21 protein-coding genes are annotated in these 17,409 nt (G+C 58.0%); 5 read left to right on the plus strand and 16 right to left on the minus strand.

Annotation, left to right across the window (positions count from 1 at the left end; all coding sequences use genetic code 11):
* Positions 1 to 40 precede the first annotated feature (40 nt).
* The 6 genes from infB to pip all read right to left on the minus strand — a co-directional run bounded on the left by infB (position 41) and on the right by pip (position 7,334).
* Complete coding sequence (gene infB / locus AC2FJB_RS15485; protein ID WP_117870935.1) at positions 41 to 2,515, minus strand: translation initiation factor IF-2; 2,475 nt, start codon at positions 2,513 to 2,515, stop codon at positions 41 to 43.
* An 8-nt stretch (positions 2,516 to 2,523) separates the two neighbouring features.
* Positions 2,524 to 3,147, minus strand: coding sequence for an RNA-binding protein (locus tag AC2FJB_RS15490; protein WP_496675154.1), 624 nt, complete (start codon positions 3,145 to 3,147; stop codon positions 2,524 to 2,526).
* Between the two features lie 22 nt (positions 3,148 to 3,169).
* On the minus strand, positions 3,170 to 4,789 hold the full coding sequence (gene nusA, locus AC2FJB_RS15495) for a transcription termination factor NusA (RefSeq protein WP_496719433.1): 1,620 nt from the start codon (positions 4,787 to 4,789) through the stop codon (positions 3,170 to 3,172).
* Entirely contained in the window at positions 4,789 to 5,379 is a 591-nt protein-coding gene (rimP, locus tag AC2FJB_RS15500; RefSeq protein ID WP_117870941.1) for a ribosome maturation factor RimP, read from the minus strand. Before rimP ends, nusA begins: the two co-directional genes overlap by 1 nt.
* Before the next feature lie 159 nt (positions 5,380 to 5,538).
* Complete coding sequence (locus AC2FJB_RS15505; RefSeq protein ID WP_496719434.1) at positions 5,539 to 6,360, minus strand: ABC transporter substrate-binding protein; 822 nt, start codon at positions 6,358 to 6,360, stop codon at positions 5,539 to 5,541.
* Entirely contained in the window at positions 6,357 to 7,334 is a 978-nt protein-coding gene (gene pip, locus AC2FJB_RS15510; RefSeq protein ID WP_496719435.1) for a prolyl aminopeptidase, read from the minus strand. Before pip ends, AC2FJB_RS15505 begins: the two co-directional genes overlap by 4 nt.
* A 48-nt stretch (positions 7,335 to 7,382) precedes the next feature.
* Between pip and ubiG the strand changes: the two genes are divergently transcribed.
* Together ubiG and AC2FJB_RS15520 are read left to right on the plus strand one after the other, a co-directional pair.
* Positions 7,383 to 8,129, plus strand: coding sequence for a bifunctional 2-polyprenyl-6-hydroxyphenol methylase/3-demethylubiquinol 3-O-methyltransferase UbiG (gene ubiG, locus AC2FJB_RS15515; protein WP_496719436.1), 747 nt, complete (start codon positions 7,383 to 7,385; stop codon positions 8,127 to 8,129).
* Positions 8,130 to 8,140: 11 nt separating this feature from the next.
* A complete protein-coding gene (locus AC2FJB_RS15520; protein WP_496719437.1) occupies positions 8,141 to 8,722 on the plus strand; it encodes a hypothetical protein in 582 nt (193 codons plus the stop codon).
* Between the two features lie 100 nt (positions 8,723 to 8,822).
* Here AC2FJB_RS15520 and AC2FJB_RS15525 read toward each other — a convergent pair whose 3' ends face one another.
* The 4 genes from AC2FJB_RS15525 to AC2FJB_RS15540 are packed head-to-tail and all read right to left on the minus strand — an operon-like array spanning position 8,823 to position 11,166.
* Positions 8,823 to 9,263, minus strand: coding sequence for a MarR family winged helix-turn-helix transcriptional regulator (locus AC2FJB_RS15525; protein ID WP_117870951.1), 441 nt, complete (start codon positions 9,261 to 9,263; stop codon positions 8,823 to 8,825).
* A 12-nt stretch (positions 9,264 to 9,275) separates the two neighbouring features.
* On the minus strand, positions 9,276 to 10,106 hold the full coding sequence (locus tag AC2FJB_RS15530) for a carbon-nitrogen hydrolase family protein (protein WP_496719438.1): 831 nt from the start codon (positions 10,104 to 10,106) through the stop codon (positions 9,276 to 9,278).
* Positions 10,106 to 10,363 carry a glutaredoxin 3 gene (grxC, locus tag AC2FJB_RS15535; protein ID WP_117870955.1) on the minus strand — a complete coding sequence of 86 codons (258 nt, stop codon included), beginning with the start codon at positions 10,361 to 10,363 and terminating at the stop codon, positions 10,106 to 10,108. Before grxC ends, AC2FJB_RS15530 begins: the two co-directional genes overlap by 1 nt.
* A 38-nt stretch (positions 10,364 to 10,401) precedes the next feature.
* Positions 10,402 to 11,166 carry a double zinc ribbon domain-containing protein gene (locus tag AC2FJB_RS15540; protein WP_496675169.1) on the minus strand — a complete coding sequence of 255 codons (765 nt, stop codon included), beginning with the start codon at positions 11,164 to 11,166 and terminating at the stop codon, positions 10,402 to 10,404.
* Here AC2FJB_RS15540 and AC2FJB_RS15545 point away from each other — a divergent pair.
* Positions 11,147 to 11,977, plus strand: coding sequence for a methyltransferase domain-containing protein (locus tag AC2FJB_RS15545; protein WP_117870959.1), 831 nt, complete (start codon positions 11,147 to 11,149; stop codon positions 11,975 to 11,977). The genes AC2FJB_RS15540 and AC2FJB_RS15545 overlap by 20 nt on opposite strands.
* A 56-nt stretch (positions 11,978 to 12,033) precedes the next feature.
* Positions 12,034 to 13,083: a ferrochelatase gene (gene hemH, locus AC2FJB_RS15550; protein ID WP_299900122.1), complete on the plus strand. Its 1,050-nt coding sequence runs from the start codon at positions 12,034 to 12,036 to the stop codon at positions 13,081 to 13,083.
* A gap of 72 nt (positions 13,084 to 13,155) precedes the next feature.
* On the opposite strand, the gene AC2FJB_RS15555 is transcribed toward hemH, so the two are convergent.
* Entirely contained in the window at positions 13,156 to 13,338 is a 183-nt protein-coding gene (locus AC2FJB_RS15555) for a hypothetical protein (RefSeq protein WP_117870963.1), read from the minus strand.
* A gap of 139 nt (positions 13,339 to 13,477) precedes the next feature.
* Positions 13,478 to 14,077, minus strand: a complete 600-nt coding sequence (locus tag AC2FJB_RS15560; protein WP_299900125.1) for a L,D-transpeptidase — start codon at positions 14,075 to 14,077, stop codon at positions 13,478 to 13,480.
* Between the two features lie 169 nt (positions 14,078 to 14,246).
* Between AC2FJB_RS15560 and dalA the strand changes: the two genes are divergently transcribed.
* Positions 14,247 to 14,762 (plus strand): divisome-associated lipoprotein DalA, encoded by a 516-nt coding sequence (dalA, locus tag AC2FJB_RS15565; RefSeq protein WP_496719439.1) that lies wholly within the window; start codon positions 14,247 to 14,249, stop codon positions 14,760 to 14,762.
* 57 nt (positions 14,763 to 14,819) lie between these two features.
* Here dalA and ptsN read toward each other — a convergent pair whose 3' ends face one another.
* From ptsN to AC2FJB_RS15585, 4 genes are all read right to left on the minus strand, one after another.
* Positions 14,820 to 15,284, minus strand: coding sequence for a PTS IIA-like nitrogen regulatory protein PtsN (gene ptsN, locus AC2FJB_RS15570; RefSeq protein ID WP_117872900.1), 465 nt, complete (start codon positions 15,282 to 15,284; stop codon positions 14,820 to 14,822).
* A 58-nt stretch (positions 15,285 to 15,342) separates the two neighbouring features.
* The gene (gene hpf / locus AC2FJB_RS15575) at positions 15,343 to 15,906 is read right to left on the minus strand and encodes a ribosome hibernation-promoting factor, HPF/YfiA family (protein WP_117870967.1); all 564 of its coding nucleotides are present in this window, start codon (positions 15,904 to 15,906) and stop codon (positions 15,343 to 15,345) included.
* Between the two features lie 252 nt (positions 15,907 to 16,158).
* Positions 16,159 to 16,917, minus strand: a complete 759-nt coding sequence (gene lptB, locus AC2FJB_RS15580; protein ID WP_299900130.1) for an LPS export ABC transporter ATP-binding protein — start codon at positions 16,915 to 16,917, stop codon at positions 16,159 to 16,161.
* Positions 16,917 to 17,408, minus strand: a complete 492-nt coding sequence (locus AC2FJB_RS15585; protein WP_496719440.1) for an LptA/OstA family protein — start codon at positions 17,406 to 17,408, stop codon at positions 16,917 to 16,919. The genes lptB and AC2FJB_RS15585 overlap by 1 nt, the downstream gene beginning before the upstream one ends.
* Position 17,409 lies beyond the last annotated feature (1 nt).

A 17,409-nucleotide genomic window follows, 5' to 3' on the forward strand; every position in this document is an offset into this window, starting at 1 on the left:
AATCTGAGCCGCTGTTTTCTTGTTTCTATCCCGCTTCGGATCAATCCAAGGTGCGGGTAACTTCTTCGCGCTCGAAAATCTCGATCACATCGCCCTCGCGAATATCGTCGTAGTTCTCGAACGCCATACCGCATTCCTGGCCAGACTGAACTTCGGCCACTTCGTCCTTGAAGCGCTTCAGCGTCTTCAGCGTGCCTTCGTGAATAACCACGTTGTCGCGCAGCAGGCGGACGCCTGCGGAGCGACGCGCAACGCCTTCGGTCACCAGACAGCCAGCAACCTTGCCGACACCAGTAACCTTGAACACTTCGCGAATCTCGGCATAACCGATGAACTTCTCGCGGATCTCAGCGCTCAGCAAGCCGGATGCGGCAGCTTTCACGTCGTCGACCAGATCGTAGATCACCGAGTAATAGCGAATCTCGACACCCTTCTGGTTTGCGGTGTTCCGGGCAGAGGCGTTGGCACGGACGTTGAAGCCAAAGATCGGAGCGCCCGAAGCTTCGGCCAGACCGACATCCGTTTCGGTGATGGCACCCACGCCCGAGTGCAGTACACGCACGCGAACCTCGTCGTTCCCGATCTTCTCCATCGCCTGAACGATGGCCTCGGCGGAACCCTGAACGTCTGCCTTCATCAGGATCGGCAGCTCGGTGACGTTTTCGTCTTCCTTGGCCTTCTGCATCAGCTGTTCGAGTGTGGTCGCAGCACCAGCGGCGGCGCGTTTGTCCTTGGCAGCCTGCTCGCGGTATTCAGCGATCTCTCGGGCCTGAGCTTCGGTCTCGGTCACGTTCAGAACGTCGCCTGCTTCGGGCGTGCCATTCAGACCCAGAACCTCAACCGGAACTGACGGGCCCGCTTCCTGGACGCGGTCACCCTTGTCGTTGATCAGCGCACGGACCTTACCGTATTGCTCGCCCACGACAAAGATATCGCCCTGGCGCAGCGTGCCGTTCTGAACCAGAACAGTGGCCACAGGACCACGACCCACATCCAATTGGGCCTCGATCACTGCACCCTGAGCGGCGCGGTTGGGGTTGGCTTTCAGCTCCAGAATCTCGGCTTGAAGCGCGATGGCTTCCAGCAGCTCGTCCAGCCCCTGACCGGTGATGGCGGACACTTCGACGTCCTGAACCTCACCCGACATTTTCTCGACGATGACTTCATGCTGCAACAGATCGGTGCGTACCTTGTCCGGATTTGCATCCGGCTTGTCGACCTTGTTGATCGCTACGATCATCGGCACTCCGGCCGCCTTAGCGTGGTTGATCGCTTCGATCGTCTGAGGCATCACCGCATCATCGGCGGCGACAACCAGAACCACGATATCCGTTACCTGAGCACCGCGTGAGCGCATCGAAGTAAAGGCCGCGTGACCTGGCGTATCCAGGAAGGTCAGCGTCGTGCCGCCATCGGTTTTTACCTGATAGGCACCGATATGCTGCGTGATACCACCGGCTTCACCCGCCACAACCCGCGCGTCGCGGATTGCGTCCAACAACGAAGTCTTACCGTGGTCAACGTGACCCATGATGGTAATGACAGGCGGACGTGGCTGCAGATCTGCTTCGCTGTCTTCGACTTCCTTGATGACGTCTTCAACATCCGAATCAGAGACACGGGTAACCTTGTGGCCGAATTCTTCGATGATCAGCTCGGCAGTGTCGGCGTCGATGGTCTGGTTCTGCGTGACCATCATGCCCATGTTCATCAGCGATTTGACCACATCTGCCACACGCTCGGCCATACGGTTGGCCAGTTCCGAAACAAGAATAGCTTCGGGCAACTGAACGTCACGGATGACCTTTTCCCGCTCGACAGTGCCGCCCATGGCTTTCTGACGCGCACGCTCCTGCTTGCGCTTCATCGCTGCCATCGACCGGTGCCGGTTGCCTTCGCCACCGGTGGCCTGACCCAGAGTCAGCTTCCCCGAACGGCGGTTGTCGTCGCGACCCTTGCCACGACCACGTTGTTCACGTTCGCGATCCTGTTTGCGCGGTGTGGCCGCAGGCGCAGGTTTACTCGCCGGGCTGCGGGCCACTTTGGGCTCTTCCGGAGCAGGCGCCGTAGCAGCGCGCTTGGCGGCTTCTTCCGCCTCTTTGCGCTTGCGCTCTTCATCCTCAGCCTTCTGTCGCGCACGCTCTTCAGCTTCGCGCTGTTCGCGTTCTTTGGCCTCAAGTTCCGCACGGCGGCGGGCGCGCTCTTCTTCGCGCGCTTTTTCAGCTGCCTCGCGGGCGGCGGCCTCTTCGACCTCGCGGGCCTTAGCAGCCTGCAGCGCCTTCATCCGGCGGGCCATTTCCGCATCGGAAATTCCCGCGGGACGACGCGACGGATCACCCGAAGGAGCAGTACCGCCACCCGGCTTTGCTGCGCCCGGCTTGGGGACCACCACGCGTTTGCGTTTGGTTTCCACCACGACATTCTTGGTGCGTCCGTGGCTGAAACTCTGTTTCACATTTCCGGGACGTGTCCCGCCACGAAGACCCAATGTCTTTTTGCCGTCATTATCGCTCATAAAGCTATTTACCCTTCCGTGCGGCCCCTGCCGCCGTCATCCGTTTCGCGCAAGCCACGCAGGCGCTGCGCTTCCTCTACAACACGTTTGGCGAGTCCGCCAGAGGCCAACGCAGCATGAATCACCGTTTGGCGCCCAAATGCCTGCCCTAATTCGTCTGCGGTTAGCCAACCTATGTATTTTCCGAAGTGCGGCGTACTCAGCTTGGACTTACCGCGCCCCGATCCATCCGCGGCCTGAATCAGCACCTGTGCTTCTTCCCGGTCCAGCCACGTCTTGACCTTTTCGTACCCGGCAACCGCATCACCGGACTTGCGCGCCAGGCTGAGCAGCTCAACAACACGGCGTGCGATCTGCTTTTCAACCTCATCTGTCAAGTCCGTGGGCACGGTCACTTGTGCCTTGAACCCCCGCGCAAACAGTTTCTTGCCAATGGCCTTTTCCAGAGCGGCACGATCCGCCGCCACATAGACCCCTCGTCCCGGCAGTTTCGCCGCGACATCCGGAAAAACCTGACCGTCCGGCCCTGCCACGAAGCGGATCAGCCCGTACTTGGGCTGAACCTCGCCTGTGGCGATGCACTTACGCTCGGGCCCCTCGGACCGATCCTTATGGACGCCACCGCGACTCATACGCGCCACCCGAAGCCTGAGATCAGGCCTCGACCTCCTCGCCTGTCGCGTCGCCGTCGATGTCTTCTTCCGCCTGTTCCAGCTCTGCGGGATCAACCCAACCCAACAGGATACGCGCAGTCATGACCATGTCTTGCGCTTCTTCCAGCGTTACACCGAAAGGCTCCAGTACACCGTCATCCTTGACGCGTTCACCATCGACGGTCGTCCAGCCACCGGCCAGTTCCCAGTCGGCACAAGTTGCAAAGTCTTCCAGGGTCTTCACATCGTCCTTGGCCAGTGCCTCCACCATCTGGGGTGTCAGACCTTCGAATTCAATGAGGCTGTCCTCGGCACCCAGTGCACGCGCTGCATCCAGTGCAGCCTTGGCCTGTGCCTCCAGATACTCACGCGCACGTGTTTGAAGTTCCTGCGCGGTGCCTTCGTCAACACCGTCGATGACCAGCAGTTCGTCAATCTCGACATAGGCCACTTCTTCGAGGTTGGTGAACCCTTCAGAAACCAGCAACTGAGCAAAGAATTCGTCCAGATCCAATGTTTCCATGAACAGTTGGGTACGGGCTTCGAATTCTTTCTGACGACGTGCCGATTCTTCGGCTTCGGTCATGATGTCGATGTCCAGATTGGTCAGCTGGCTGGCCAGACGCACGTTCTGGCCGCGGCGACCAATGGCAAGGCTCAGCTGCTCTTCGGGAACCACAACTTCGATCTTGCCGGCTTCTTCGTCCAAAACCACCTTTGACACCTCGGCGGGTTGCAGCGCGTTCACCAGGAAGGTCGGCTGATCTTCGTTCCATGGGATGATATCAATTTTCTCGCCCTGCAACTCGTTCACAACAGCCTGCACGCGGCTGCCGCGCATACCAACGCAGGCCCCGACAGGGTCGATCGAGTTGTCATACGAGATGACGGCGATCTTGGCGCGCGAACCGGGGTCGCGGGCTACGGCCTTGACCTCGATAATGCCATCATAGATTTCCGGCACTTCCATCTTGAACAGCTCGGCCATGAATTCCGGCGCAGTGCGCGACAGGAAAATCTGGTGGCCACGTACTTCGCGGCGCACTTCCTTGATGTACGCGCGCACACGGTCATTCGGGCGATAGCTTTCGCGACCGATCTTGTCATTGCGGCGCAGAACGGCTTCGGCACCGCCCAGATCAACGATCACATTGCCGAACTCCTCGCGCTTGACCGCACCGTTGATGATGGTGCCTGCGCGATCCTTGAATTCTTCGTACTGACGATCCCGCTCGGCCTCACGAACCTTTTGCAAGATGACCTGCTTGGCCGATTGCGCCGCGATCCGGCCCATTTCAACCGGAGGCACTTCTTCGACATAGACATCGCCAACTTGGGGCGCTTCCATGTATTGCTTGGCCTGCTCGACGGTCATCTCGGCCTGGTAGTTCTCTAGCTCTTCATCCTCGACCACGGTGCGAACACGGGTGAAGGTCGCCTTACCTGTTTTGCGGTCGATGCTAACGCGGATGTCCATCTCGGCGCCGTAGCGGCTCTTGGCGGCACGGGCGAGCGATTCCTCCATCGCTTCGACAACCAGACCGGGGTCGATCATCTTTTCACGGGCCACGGCCTCGGCGGTCTGCAGCAGCTCCAGCTGGTTGGCTGAGGTGATTGCCATCAGTTCGTCTCCTCTTCGGACCCTTCGGTCTCAATCTCGTCGAAAGCGTTTTCGTTCAGGGCACCGGCATCCTTGCGCTGGCGCAGCATTTCCTTGATCAGATCATCGGTCAGGACCAGCTTGGCATCGCTCAGCCAGTCGAATTGCAGACCGATGGTGATTGTCTCATCCCCCTCGGGGATGTTGATCAGAACCTCTTCCCCTTCGATCCCGGCCAGTTCACCCTTGAAACGGCGGCGGCCATCAATCAGTTCGGCGGTCTCAATCTTGGCTTCATACCCCTCAAAGTTCTCAAAATCCTTGAGACGGGTGAGAGGGCGGTCGATACCAGGGCTGGAGACCTCAAGCGTATAGGCGTCAAGAATCGGGTCCTCGACATCCAGCGTGGCACTGACCGCGTTGGAAATTTCAGCGCAATCATCCACTTCGATTCCGCCATCGGGCTTGTCGGCCATGATCTGCAGTGTGGTCAGCTTGCCGCTCATCAGTCGGATGCGAACCAACTCATACCCCAGATCTTCGATCACGGGGGTGATGATCTCGGCAAGTCGCCGGTCGATGGCAGCTTTGGCTATCAAGTCGTTTGTCATCTGGTGCTCTACCCTTCAAACGGGCACAAAAAAACGGGCGCGCGGCCCGTCGAATTTTCCGGTGGAGCCTTGGACCAGAAGTCCAACGCGCCGCTGTTGAAACTGCATATACGCAGGATGGTCCGAGTCTGCAACCCCCAGCGGGAATTGCGATCGGATTTACATCATCCACCACCGTTCGGCGATACGGCCATCGTCCAGTACGGCGTTCCCGGCAATCTGCCGCGGCATCCCGACAGCACCTGATACGGCAAGGGCCATGTCAGCCTCGGACGGGTGGAACCGGACACCGCGCTTGCCTCGAATTCCTGCCTGATCCGGGAGCGCGGCTATATCGACATACCCGTCCCGCAGCGCCTCGGCCCGTACAGCAGAGTCCGGAATCACTATGACCTCAACCGCGTCAGCCCATCCGGCCTCACCATCTTTGTAATGCCCCTCCACACGACGCCCCAGGAAATGGCGACCATCCTCAGCCCGTTCGACACGATAGCAGCCGGTGCCGTTGGCAGTGCGCAACGGTGTTACGGTTTCACCGGCGCGCGTAACAACAAAGTGGCTGTCTGCCAGCATGAAAGGCAGCCCCGGGTTTGCCTCGGCAAGCTCAAGCCGCAGGCGGTTGGAGGCAAGTGCCTCGGTTCTTCCGACTTCAGCCAAAACGGCCAAGACGTCGACAACATGCAAAGGCTCGCCATCATGGAAGACCGCGTCATCACGCAGATCAAAGCTCCAGACCCGTGCGTCGGCGTCGGTTTGCCAGCCTGTCGCAAGCTCACCACGCAATGTACCATCCGGGGCGATCTCGGTCAGCGTATCGAACACGGCGCCACGCGCGACGCGCTCAAGGCTGTCATCGCGCGGAACGGCCAGGCGCAATGTACCGCCTTTTTTGGGCGAATCCGCAAGGGATGCACCTGTCGCTGCCAGCAATGCAGCCGCGGCACCAGAGGCAAAGAGAGCGCGGCGGTCAATCCGGGTCATGCGATACCCTCCGCCACACGATCCATGATCCGTACCAGCTCTGCACTGATGCCCGGCTCTGACAATGCGTGCCCCGCCTGACGAACCATCTTCAGTTCGGCATTTGGCCAGCGTTCTGCCAGCGACCACGCGGCCTGGGGCGGGCAGATCATGTCATAGCGCCCTTGCACGATGTGGCCGGGAATGTGCGCAATTCGATCCATCTGATCCAGAATGTGCCCATCCGTTTCCAGAAACGCCTTGTTGGTGAAATAGTGATTCTCGAGCCGCGCAAAGGTGCGCGCGTATTCGCCGGGGCTTTCTCCAACTGATCCGTTGGTGTGGATCGAAGCCAGCGCATTCTCCCAATGCGACCAGGCCCGCGCGTACAGGACTTCTGTCGCACGGTCTCCCGAAAACAGACGTTTGTTATAGGCGGCAATGGTGTCCTCAAGCTCAACTTCTGGCAGCAGTGAGGTGAACTTCTGCCATTGCTCGGGCCAGAACCGCCCGGCACCGCCGCCATAGAACCAGTCAAGCTCGGCCTGAGTCGCCAGAAACACGCCGCGCAAGACCAACCGGCTGACCCGGTCGGGATGAGCCTGGGCATAGATCAGCGCCAGAGTCGCACCCCAGCTGCCACCAAATACGATCCATTCTTCGATCTCGAACAGTTTGCGCAGCCGCTCTATATCGGCCACCAGATGCCACGTTGTATTGTCTTCGACCGAGGCTGTGGGGCGCGATCTTCCACATCCGCGCTGATCGAACAGAATCACCCTGTACGCCTGCGGATCAAAATACCGCCGCATGGCTGGGCTGCAGCCACCCCCCGGACCCCCGTGCAGGATCACGACGGGTATGCCATCAGGATTGCCGCATTGTTCCACATAAATACGGTGCCCATCGCCCATATCGACCATCCGCTGATCGAAAGGATCGATCGGCGAGTACAGATATTGAACTGCGCGCTTTTGGTCCGGGTACTTGTCCATTATGGCCCTATATAGTCCTTAAGCGTAAAAGAGCACACGGAGACAGGAATGCAAGCGCATCCGAACACGGTGGACCCGTCCGAGATCGCAAAATTCGAGGCGATGGCGGCTGAATGGTGGGACCCGCACGGGAAATTCAAACCATTGCACATGCTTAATCCGTGCCGGCTGGATTATATCACGCAGCAGATCGCTGGTGAATTCGATCGCGACCTAAAGTCGCCGACGCCGTTCGAAGGCCTGCGCCTGCTGGATATCGGCTGCGGTGGCGGGCTGCTGAGCGAACCCATGGCGCGACTCGGTGCTACGGTGGTGGGCGCCGACGCCGCCGAGGGCAACCTGCCCGTGGCCCGCATCCATGCCGAGCAATCGGGGCTGCAAATCGACTATCGCCACACCACGGCCGAGGACATGGCCGCTGCGGGCGAGCAGTTCGATGTGGTACTGAACATGGAAGTGGTCGAACACGTGGCTGATCCTCTGTCCTATCTGACCGCGACACAACAGTTGCTTAAGCCCGGCGGTTTGGAGATTTGTTCAACCATCAACCGCAACCCGAAATCCTATGCGATGGCGATTTTCGGGGCCGAGGTCGTCATGCGCTGGCTGCCGCGCGGCACGCATGAGTGGAACAAGTTCATCACCCCCGATGAGCTGTTCGACCTGCTGCGCCAAGCCGGGTTGGAACCGGTGGACCGGAAGGGTTTTGTGTTCAACCCGATCCTGTGGAGCTGGTCGATCTCGGACCGGGATCTGAGCGTGAATTATGTGACGGCGAGTGTGAAGGCTGGGTGAGGTAGGTTTTTTTGATTCGATCTTTAAGTTACGCGCCGTGGCGCGCGGTATTTTTTGGTGCGGCAATTTCCGCTGCTACCTTGTTCGATAACACACTAGCCACAGCAGAAGAGAATGCGGGCGTGTTCGTGTACGAACATGAAGGCGTTCCGCTGTATGGCTATGTAAGCGATCCTAAGGTTTCTGAGGCGACTCAGGAAATAGCAGATCGTTACTTGGGTTCGAACTCGAACAACTATGATCTGGTCAGGGCGTTGTATTTTTTCGTCTTTATTGACCCCGAGATAGTTTCGGATGGCAAGTTTGTGAAACCAGTCGAAATAGAACTGACGGAGGAGACGACAGAACCATTTTCCAAACACGAACTCTCTGACGAAGGATGCAATGTAGGGAGAATTTTCTCCACGAATGAAGAAGAAAAAGGAGAGTATTTGGTATGGCTTGTTCATGGTGGGCAATATGAGGGCAAAGAAGGAATTGAATCCTGCCTTCTTTTTGCGGCGGCGGCTTCGGCCGGAATTTGGTTGGCTAATCTTCCTGCTTTGCATCCCCGTGATTTACGGCAGCTTCTGGATAGAATGCTCTTAGAATGAAGTGGCCGTTTAGTCCGAGGCACATTGCATGAGCATCAAGCCTGCCAGCGCCCGACCACACCAGTCCTGGATCCACCTTGGGACAACGGTTCGCTGATCCCTACTCCCCCTCCAACTGCAACCGCAAATCCCGCAGCACTGGCAGGGCGCTGCGGACCCGCTCCAGCCCCAGCTCTCCGACCACGCGGTTGATCAGCGGCGCGATTGACGAAATCGCCTGATCCCGCGCGCGGCGACCGGCGGGGCTGATCGCGACCATCTTGCGTCGGGCATCGTCCCAGTCGGGGCGGATGTGAATGTATCCGGCCCATTCCAACTTGGCCAAGGTGTTGGTCATCGCGCCTCGGGTCACGTGGAATGTGCTGGCCAGTTGCGCGGGGCTACGCTCGTCGCCGACAAAAACCAGATGATTCAGCACCGAGAAATGCGAAATTTCCATACCCTTGGGCAGCACCCGGCTGAGCCGGTTACGCAACAACTGGTCTGCGGTCAGGATCTCGCTGAACAGCGTGACCGCAAGGGCATTGGTGTCTTCTGTCATTGTTCAGTTCTGTCAGGGTCCAGTGAAAGACCGGGTGTGTGTCAACGACGGCACGCGACGGCGCGCCTCAGTCACAGAAGTATCATCCAAATCGAAAATGTGAATGCCTGGATCTGTCCCTGCGTCGATCAGCACCTTTCCCCAAGGGTCCACAACCATGCTGTGCCCATGGGTAAAACGAGTCTTTCCACGCGTCGTCGGGTGTTCCCCCGTTTGTGCCGGAGCCAAGACCCAACAGCCCGTCTCAATCGCCCGTGCCCGCAATAGCGATTCCCAATGTGCGGCGCCCGTTACCGGTGAAAACGCCGCCGGCACAGTCAAAACCCGTGCGCCTGCCTGTGCCAAATCCGCGTGCAAGTATGCAAACCGGATGTCGTAACAGATGGTCAGACCCACCTTGCCAAAGTCGGTTTCGGCTATGACCGCCTTTTTGCCGGGGCGGTAGTTCTTTGATTCGCGGAACGTCTCGGTTTCCGTGACCTGCACGTCGAACATATGGATCTTGTCGTAACGCGCCACGATCTGACCTTGCGGATCGATCATGAAAGAGCGGTTGGCAAACCGCCCGTCGGCGTCATGAGTTTTGATGCCCAGTGATCCGATCAACACCCAAACGCCCAGTTGGGCGGCCTGATCCCGCAGGCCGACCAAGGTGATGTCGTCTTCTTCGTGTTGAAGAACCTCGTTTTGCCGCGTCGTACTGTTTGACACGCAATTCGTGACCTCTGGCGTCAGGATAAAGCGCGCACCCTGCCCTGCCGCGTCGGCCGCCATGGCGCGCACCATGTCCAGATTTTCGACCGGATCATCCGACGAGGTGATTTGCAGCAGCGCGGTCTTCATCAGGCCGCAAGCAAACGGTCAAGCTTGCCTTGCCGCTCCAGTTCATAAAGGTCGTCGCAGCCGCCTACATGCTGTATCCCGATAAAAATCTGAGGCACGGTGCGTTTACCACCGGCACGCTGGATCATCTCAGGTTTGCGCTTGGGGTGCATCAGAACGTCAACCTCCTTGAACTCAACGCCTTTCTGCTTCAGCAGGCGTTTGGCTGCATGGCAATAGCCACAGAGCGGCGAGGTATAGATTTCTACCGACTTCATTTTCCGTTCCCCTAGGGTTTCGTGCAATCTTGGGCGAATTAGGCATCCTTGGCAACGCGCGCCAGTGCCAACACGAAAATATGATTTGCCCCTGCGACCTGACACGCACGCGTGCACGCCGCCAGCGTCGCGCCGGATGTCATCACGTCATCCACCAACAGGATATCGCGCCCCTTCAAATGCAGTGCGCGCCTTGGGTGGACGCCAATTGCGCCCTCCAGGGCTTCGCCCCTCTCCTGCGCAGTCTTCCCGTCCAGCACCGGGGTCCGACGTTTGCGCACCAGCAGATCCGGTACGCACTCCAACCCGGTTTCTCGCCCCAGGTTTCGTGCCAACAGAGCAGACTGGTTGTAACGCCGTTTCAGCAGGCGCGACCAATGCAACGGCACCGGAGCAATCACCATCTCCGGCCGCAACAGCTCGCGTCCGGCCTGTGCCAGCCAACGTGCAGCCGGACGCGCCAACTCGGTCCTGTCGCCGTGTTTCAAAGCCAAGACAAGTGACCGCGCCTTCCCATCATACAGCAACGCAGCGCGGCCCGCTTTCCAGGGCGGTGGGGCTTTCAGGCAATCGTCGCACTCCGTCCGAAACCTGTCCGCGCTCCCGATCACGGGCACACCACAGCTTTCACAAATCGTACCACCGATGAACGGCGTATCCCGCCAACACGCCCCACACAGGCCAAAATCGGATTCGGTCAACTCTCCACAGCCCATGCAACGCGGCGGATAGATCAATGCAAGGGCAGTTTGAATCCGCTGCGCAATGCGATACTTGCGACCTATGAAACTACCCGAGTCCACCGCACCCTCTCTTTTCGACCGCAACGCCATTCTGAATCATCGCGCCCGCGCGAAGGACGACGCCTTGTTCTTGCATCGCGCCGCCATTGACGAGGTGCAGGATCGGCTCTCCATGGTTAACAAAACCTTTACGGCTCCTGCGGTTGTAACACCTTTCCCACAGCTTTGGGCGGACGTTTTTCCTGATGCCGCCATTGTCGCGGATGACGATGTGCTGGCACTGCAACCCGGTGCTCATGACCTGGCGATTCATGCGATGGCGCTGCACTGCGCCAATGACCCGGTCGGCCAGCTGATCCAATGCAAAAGGGCTTTGAAGCCAGACGGGCTGGTGCTTGTCGTATGCCTTGGGGGAGAGACCCTTCACGAATTGCGCGCCGCGCTGGGTCAGGCCGAAATCGAGGTCACGGGCGGGCTCAGCCCCCGCGTCGCCCCTATGGCCGAGCTGCGCGATCTCGGCGGATTGCTGCAACGGGCCGGTCTGGCATTGCCAGTGGCCGATGCGGTACCGCTGACGGCGGAATACCGCGATGTCCGGCACCTGATGCACGATCTGCGGGACATGGGCGAGGCCAACGCTTTGACGGCTCGGTTGAAATGCCCGACCCAACGCAGAGTGTTTGAAGCCGCGCAACGCATCTATTCGGATCACTTTTCGACGGGAACAGGCCGCCTAGCCGCTACGTTCGAACTGATTTGCCTGACCGGTTGGTCCCCCGATGACAGCCAACCAAAGCCGCTGCGCCCGGGGTCAGCCCAAATGCGTCTTGCAGATGTCTTGCGCACGGAAGAGGGCAAACTGCCGGATTGACGCGCAACCAAATCCCTTTATCTCAAGTCGGAACACGATAACTCAGGAATGCCCACATGTTTGATGCCACTCGCCCCGCTCATGCCCCTGCCGACCACCCGAAGGTCAAGATGGGCCGCGTTGGCATTTTACTGGCCAATCTGGGAACGCCGGATGATTACACCTACTGGCCCATGCGCCGCTATCTGAACGAGTTCCTGTCGGATCAGCGGGTCATCGACTATCCGAAGTGGAAATGGCAACCGATTCTTCAGGGGATCATCCTCAGCAAACGGCCGTTCAGTTCGGGTGAAGCCTATAAATCGATCTGGAATCACGAAAAAGGCGAAAGCCCGCTGATGACGATCACCAAGGACCAGACTGCCAAGCTGCGCGACGCGATGCAGAATCGTTATGGCGATCAGGTGATGGTCGATTTCTGCATGCGCTACGGCAACCCGTCAACAAAGTCCAAAGTACGCGAGATGGTTGCCGCGGGCTGTGACCGTATTCTGTTCTTCGCGCTTTACCCACAATACGCGGGCGCAACCACAGCCACCGCCAATGATCAGTTCTTCCGTGCACTCATGGATGAGGCCTGGCAGCCTGCCACGCGAACCGTACCCGCGTATTTCGACCAACCCGCCTATATCGACGCCTTGGCGCAATCCGTTGAACGTGCTTATGCAGCGACGGAGACAAAACCCGATATTCTGGTCTGCTCGTATCACGGAATGCCGGAACGGTATCTGCAACAGGGTGACCCCTATCATTGCCAGTGCGCCAAGACGACACGGCTGCTGAAGGAACGGCTGGGATGGTCAGACGATCAACTGGTTTCAACGTTCCAGTCGCGATTCGGCCCCGAGGAATGGCTGAAACCCTATACAGTGGATCATGTGGCGGATTTGGCCAAGCAGGGCAAAAAGAACTTAGCGGTCATCGCGCCGGCATTCTCGGCCGACTGCATCGAAACGTTGGAAGAAATCAACGAAGAGATCAAGGAAAGCTTCGAAGAAGCGGGCGGCGAAACCTTCACCTATATTCCATGCCTAAACGACGACCCGGCGCACATAGCTGCATTGGGCACGGTGATCGAAGACAATTTGCGCGGTTGGCTGGACTGACCGGCACAGCCTTGGGAAAACAAAAAAGGCGGTGGATTGCTCCACCGCCTTCTTCGTGAATTCCGCGTCGAATTAGCTTGCAGCAACAGCAGCAGCAACAACGACCAGCAGGATCAGCGGCAGCAGGATGCCCTGCGACGAACCCTGAGTTTCTTCTACAACAACAGGTGCTTCAACAACCGGCTCTTCCAGGTTACCTGCATAAGCGGTCGAAGCAGCAGCAGTCAGTGCAGCAGCGAGAACGAGTTTCTTCATATTAACCTCCAGAATTTGCGCAGTTCCAATGCCCGGAACCGCACATCTAAGACTTACCTCGTGGTTTTTTCTAATCAGCATTGGCGCTGGAATGCAATTGCAACTTGACCGGTAAGCAGGTTCCCACACGAAAATGTCGTCAAATTAGCAACACTTGCGTGCCGACCTTCGTCATCGAGAACAGCTCAGCAATGTCTTCGTTGAACAGACCAATACAGCCATTCGACGACCGTCGCCCGATTTTGCGCGTATCGTGCGTTCCGTGAATACGGTAGTATTTCCAGGCCAGGTACAAAGCGTGTGTTCCCAGCGGGTTATCAGGACCCGGAGGGATATGGTCAGGCCATTCCGGGTTTCGCTTTTTCATCGATGGCGTCGGAGACCAGCTGGGGCCTTCTACCTTGCGAATAACGCTGGTGCGACCGCGGCGGGTCATTTCCTCGGTCAGCGGAACCGATGACGGGTAGAGTTTGTATACGGATTGATCATCTGACCAATAATGCAGCGCGCGCGACACGGTATCGACCAGAATGGCTCCGTTTCTGGTGTTCGAAAAGTACGGCTGCCAATCCAGCGCCCGAAAACCCGATACGTTCCGGCGCACGGATGCCTCGGGCTCGGGTGCGGGACGCAGCGGATCACCGGGGATGTATTGCGCCAGTGCCGGGGTTGCCAGCGTCGCGGTAGCCCCTGCCAGAAAACCTCTGCGTGTGGACGAGTGAATGCGCTTTTTGACCATGGCAACGGGTCCTGTGTTTAGATGAGGTCTGAAATCTATGACATTCTATTGCCAGAATGCTTCAGTCGCAAATCAAACCGGCAGAATCACGCAAGTTTAGGCTATTGCGCGTTTGCTCAGAACTGTCAGGCGCGCTATGCCCTGTATTGACACAATAATCAGGTCGATCATGACGCGCATCGTTTCTTTACTCTTGACTTGCATTGTCGCGCTAGCGGCATGTACAGACACCGGCACCACAACCATTGGTGCGGACGGCCGCCCGCTGCCAACGGTTTATAAAATTCGCGGCAACCCGGAAAAACTGCAGTTTCGTATGGTTGATTCGGTCAATGCCCTGCGACAGGCCCAAGGTTTGCAGCCTGTCCAGCTGAACGCGCAGCTGAACGCGGCTGCGGCGACTCATTCCAAGGACATGGCCCGGCAGAACCGGCCCTGGCACTTCGGGTCGGACGGGTCCTCTCCGATTGATCGGGCTGCACGGGTCGGCTATTTCGGCACGTTCCTCGGTGAAGCCATTTCCGAGACCTATGAAACCGAAACGGAAACCCTTGCCGCGTGGATGCAGGAGCCCGGGCCGCGTGCAGTCATCATGGACCCCAAGGCAACTCAGATGGGGTTCGCCTGGCATCAGGAAAACGGCGGCAAAATCTGGTGGACGCTGGAAATGGGTACTGGCGGCTGATGCTGAATATGGATTCAATGAATAGGCCCCCGATTTTCGGGGGTCTTTTTTTGCAGTTTATGCCGCTTGCATAGATTGTGCTTCGGTCAGGATCGCATAGAGTTTGACCGGATCAGGGTTTGCCCGAAGCTTGGTGCACACCGACGTGTCCCTCAGCGTGCGCGACACAAGGGCCAGCGCTTTGAGGTGATCGACCCCGGCCTCTTCTGGTGCAAACAGTGCAAAGGCAATGTCTACGGGTTGACGATCCACCGATCCGAAGTCGATGGGCTTTTCCAGCATGACGAATACGCCCGAAACCGAATCAAGCTCGGGCAAACGCGCGTGCGGAAGCGCCACGCCATGCCCCACGCCGGTTGGGCCCAGGCTTTCCCGCTCAAGCAGACAGTCGACGACTGCCTGAGAATCGAGGCCCAGATTAGCGGCCGCGACATCGCCGATTTCCTGAAACAACCGCTTCTTGCTGGAAGCGGCGGACAATACACGTACTGCTTCGGGCTTCAGTATGCTCGAAAGCTCCATGATAACGCTCCATGGCACAGCACCCGCCTCGGCGGGTGCGGCGCCGTATTCCTGCCTGTCAAGGATCAATCCAGCCGATGTTACCGTCTTCGCGACGATACACGACATTCAATCCATCCTTGTTCTCATTTCTGAACACCAGCACCGGGGCACCGGCAAGTTCCATTTGCATCACGGCTTCACCAACGCTCAAAGATGGGATTTTTGTTTCCATCTCAGCCACAATCATGGGCTGCAGCGATTCGGGTTCATCGGCCGTGTCCGATTCGTCAGAGGCGAGGATATAAGAGGACGCCCCAAAGAGTTCAACCGGTTCGGACCGATCCTTGTGGTGGTCCTTCAAACGACGCTTGTAGCGCCGCAGTTGTGTTTCCATTTTGTCGCAGCATGCCTCGAAAGCCGCATATATTTCGGTTGCGTGCGCCTTGGCCTGGGCGGTCAGCCCGGTAGACAGGTGCACTGTTGTTTCGCATACATATTCATGCGCTGAACGGGAAAAGACGACGTTGGCATCTGTAGGCCGCTGGGCATATTTGCCCACAACCTCGCCCAGTTCGGTCTGCACGTGTGTCTGCAGCGCCGCACCGATGTCGATCTGTTTTCCGCTGATTTGGTAACGCATGTGATCTCCTTCACAATTCACACCCATTCTGACGTCACGTTACGCGACGAACTTGTTTTTATCGGGTGGGGGGTCGAGACACTTTCCGCGGTTGCCTTAAAACCAGCCCTTCAACGAAGGGACATCGATCTCCAGACTGGAACCGGGTAAATGCCATGGGACAATTGAGGCAAGAGACGACGGAAGAGTCAATCAAAACAGGTGTGTATATACGCGATTTCCGTCATGCATCCGGCGCAGGCCAACACAAGCCTATGAAATACGGAAGTTTTCGCCCAGATAGACCCGGCGTACATTTTCGTTCTCGACGACTTCATCCGGTGTGCCGGACATCAGAACCTGCCCGTCATGCAGAATGTAGGCGCGGTCGACAATTTCCAGCGTTTCCCGCACGTTATGGTCGGTGATCAGAACACCGATTCCTCGTTTTTTCAGGTCGGCAACCAGATGCCGGATATCGCCGACACTGATCGGATCAACGCCTGCAAACGGTTCATCCAGCAGAAGGTATTTCGGGTCTGCGGCCAAACACCGCGCAATCTCAACGCGGCGACGCTCACCGCCGGAAAGGGCAAGGGCTGGCGCACGGCGCAGGTGTTCAATCGAGAAATCCGACAACAGCTCTTCCAGCCGTTCTTTCCGCCTGTGTGCATGAGGGACAGTGATGTCCAGTACCGCAGCGATATTGTCCTCGACGCTCATGCCTCGAAAGATCGACATCTCCTGCGGCAAATAACCAATGCCCATCCGCGCGCGCCGATACATCGGCAAAGTCGTAACATTCTGGCCATCTATAGTGACTTTACCGGCCTCAGGGAAAACGAGCCCGGCCACGGAATAAAATGTTGTGGTCTTACCCGACCCGTTGGGTCCCAACAGGGCAACGACTTCGGACCGGTCCAGCGTCATCGAGACGTCGCGGATCACCGTTTTTTTCCGGTAAGACTTCCGCAGCTTCTCAATTCGCAGCCCGGAACTGCCTTCGGCCACTGACAGGTTGGGTCGCGCCATCAATTGTTTCCCTGTTGAAGGATCGTTTTGACGCGTCCGGTCATTGTGGCTGTGCCCGTCGTAAGACTGGCGTTCATCTGGTCGCCGCTGATGATGCTGGGGCCTTGCGTCAGCAGGACATTACCCTTCATGACGATCACACCGGAATCGATTGTGTATTCTGCCCAATCGCCCTCCGCCGCATCCGGCGGGCTGACCAGAACAACATTCTCGGTGGCTTCCATCCGTTCGATGGCCGAGCGTTCCTCGTTATAAATCACCAGAACCCGTTCGGCAGTAAGCCGCATTTCGCCCTGAACTACGATGACATTTCCGAGGAATTCGGCAGACCCGTCCTCCTGATTGACGTTCAATGTTTCGGATGTCACCTCGACCGGAAGGCTCGGGTCGGCATTAGCAGAACCAAAAGCCACCTGCGCCTCTTGCGCAGTTGCGGTAGCGGCACCTGCAACCAGAGCCAGGCACAAAGGAACAAATCGAAAATCGAACACA

The sequence above is a fragment of the Ruegeria sp. CDSC085 genome (assembly GCF_059610465.1).

What these genes read in the sequence shown, in the direction of transcription:
- infB (WP_117870935.1), bottom strand. Translation starts at nt 2,515, where the DNA reads ATGAGCGATAATGACGGCAAAAAGACATTGGGTCTTCGTGGCGGGACA.
- AC2FJB_RS15490 (WP_496675154.1), bottom strand. Translation starts at nt 3,147, where the DNA reads ATGAGTCGCGGTGGCGTCCATAAGGATCGGTCCGAGGGGCCCGAGCGT.
- nusA (WP_496719433.1), bottom strand. Translation starts at nt 4,789, where the DNA reads ATGGCAATCACCTCAGCCAACCAGCTGGAGCTGCTGCAGACCGCCGAG.
- rimP (WP_117870941.1), bottom strand. Translation starts at nt 5,379, where the DNA reads ATGACAAACGACTTGATAGCCAAAGCTGCCATCGACCGGCGACTTGCC.
- AC2FJB_RS15505 (WP_496719434.1), bottom strand. Translation starts at nt 6,360, where the DNA reads ATGACCCGGATTGACCGCCGCGCTCTCTTTGCCTCTGGTGCCGCGGCT.
- pip (WP_496719435.1), bottom strand. Translation starts at nt 7,334, where the DNA reads ATGGACAAGTACCCGGACCAAAAGCGCGCAGTTCAATATCTGTACTCG.
- ubiG (WP_496719436.1), top strand. Translation starts at nt 7,383, where the DNA reads ATGCAAGCGCATCCGAACACGGTGGACCCGTCCGAGATCGCAAAATTC.
- AC2FJB_RS15525 (WP_117870951.1), bottom strand. Translation starts at nt 9,263, where the DNA reads ATGACAGAAGACACCAATGCCCTTGCGGTCACGCTGTTCAGCGAGATC.
- AC2FJB_RS15530 (WP_496719438.1), bottom strand. Translation starts at nt 10,106, where the DNA reads ATGAAGACCGCGCTGCTGCAAATCACCTCGTCGGATGATCCGGTCGAA.
- grxC (WP_117870955.1), bottom strand. Translation starts at nt 10,363, where the DNA reads ATGAAGTCGGTAGAAATCTATACCTCGCCGCTCTGTGGCTATTGCCAT.
- AC2FJB_RS15545 (WP_117870959.1), top strand. Translation starts at nt 11,147, where the DNA reads ATGAAACTACCCGAGTCCACCGCACCCTCTCTTTTCGACCGCAACGCC.
- hemH (WP_299900122.1), top strand. Translation starts at nt 12,034, where the DNA reads ATGTTTGATGCCACTCGCCCCGCTCATGCCCCTGCCGACCACCCGAAG.
- AC2FJB_RS15555 (WP_117870963.1), bottom strand. Translation starts at nt 13,338, where the DNA reads ATGAAGAAACTCGTTCTCGCTGCTGCACTGACTGCTGCTGCTTCGACC.
- AC2FJB_RS15560 (WP_299900125.1), bottom strand. Translation starts at nt 14,077, where the DNA reads ATGGTCAAAAAGCGCATTCACTCGTCCACACGCAGAGGTTTTCTGGCA.
- dalA (WP_496719439.1), top strand. Translation starts at nt 14,247, where the DNA reads ATGACGCGCATCGTTTCTTTACTCTTGACTTGCATTGTCGCGCTAGCG.
- ptsN (WP_117872900.1), bottom strand. Translation starts at nt 15,284, where the DNA reads ATGGAGCTTTCGAGCATACTGAAGCCCGAAGCAGTACGTGTATTGTCC.
- hpf (WP_117870967.1), bottom strand. Translation starts at nt 15,906, where the DNA reads ATGCGTTACCAAATCAGCGGAAAACAGATCGACATCGGTGCGGCGCTG.
- lptB (WP_299900130.1), bottom strand. Translation starts at nt 16,917, where the DNA reads ATGGCGCGACCCAACCTGTCAGTGGCCGAAGGCAGTTCCGGGCTGCGA.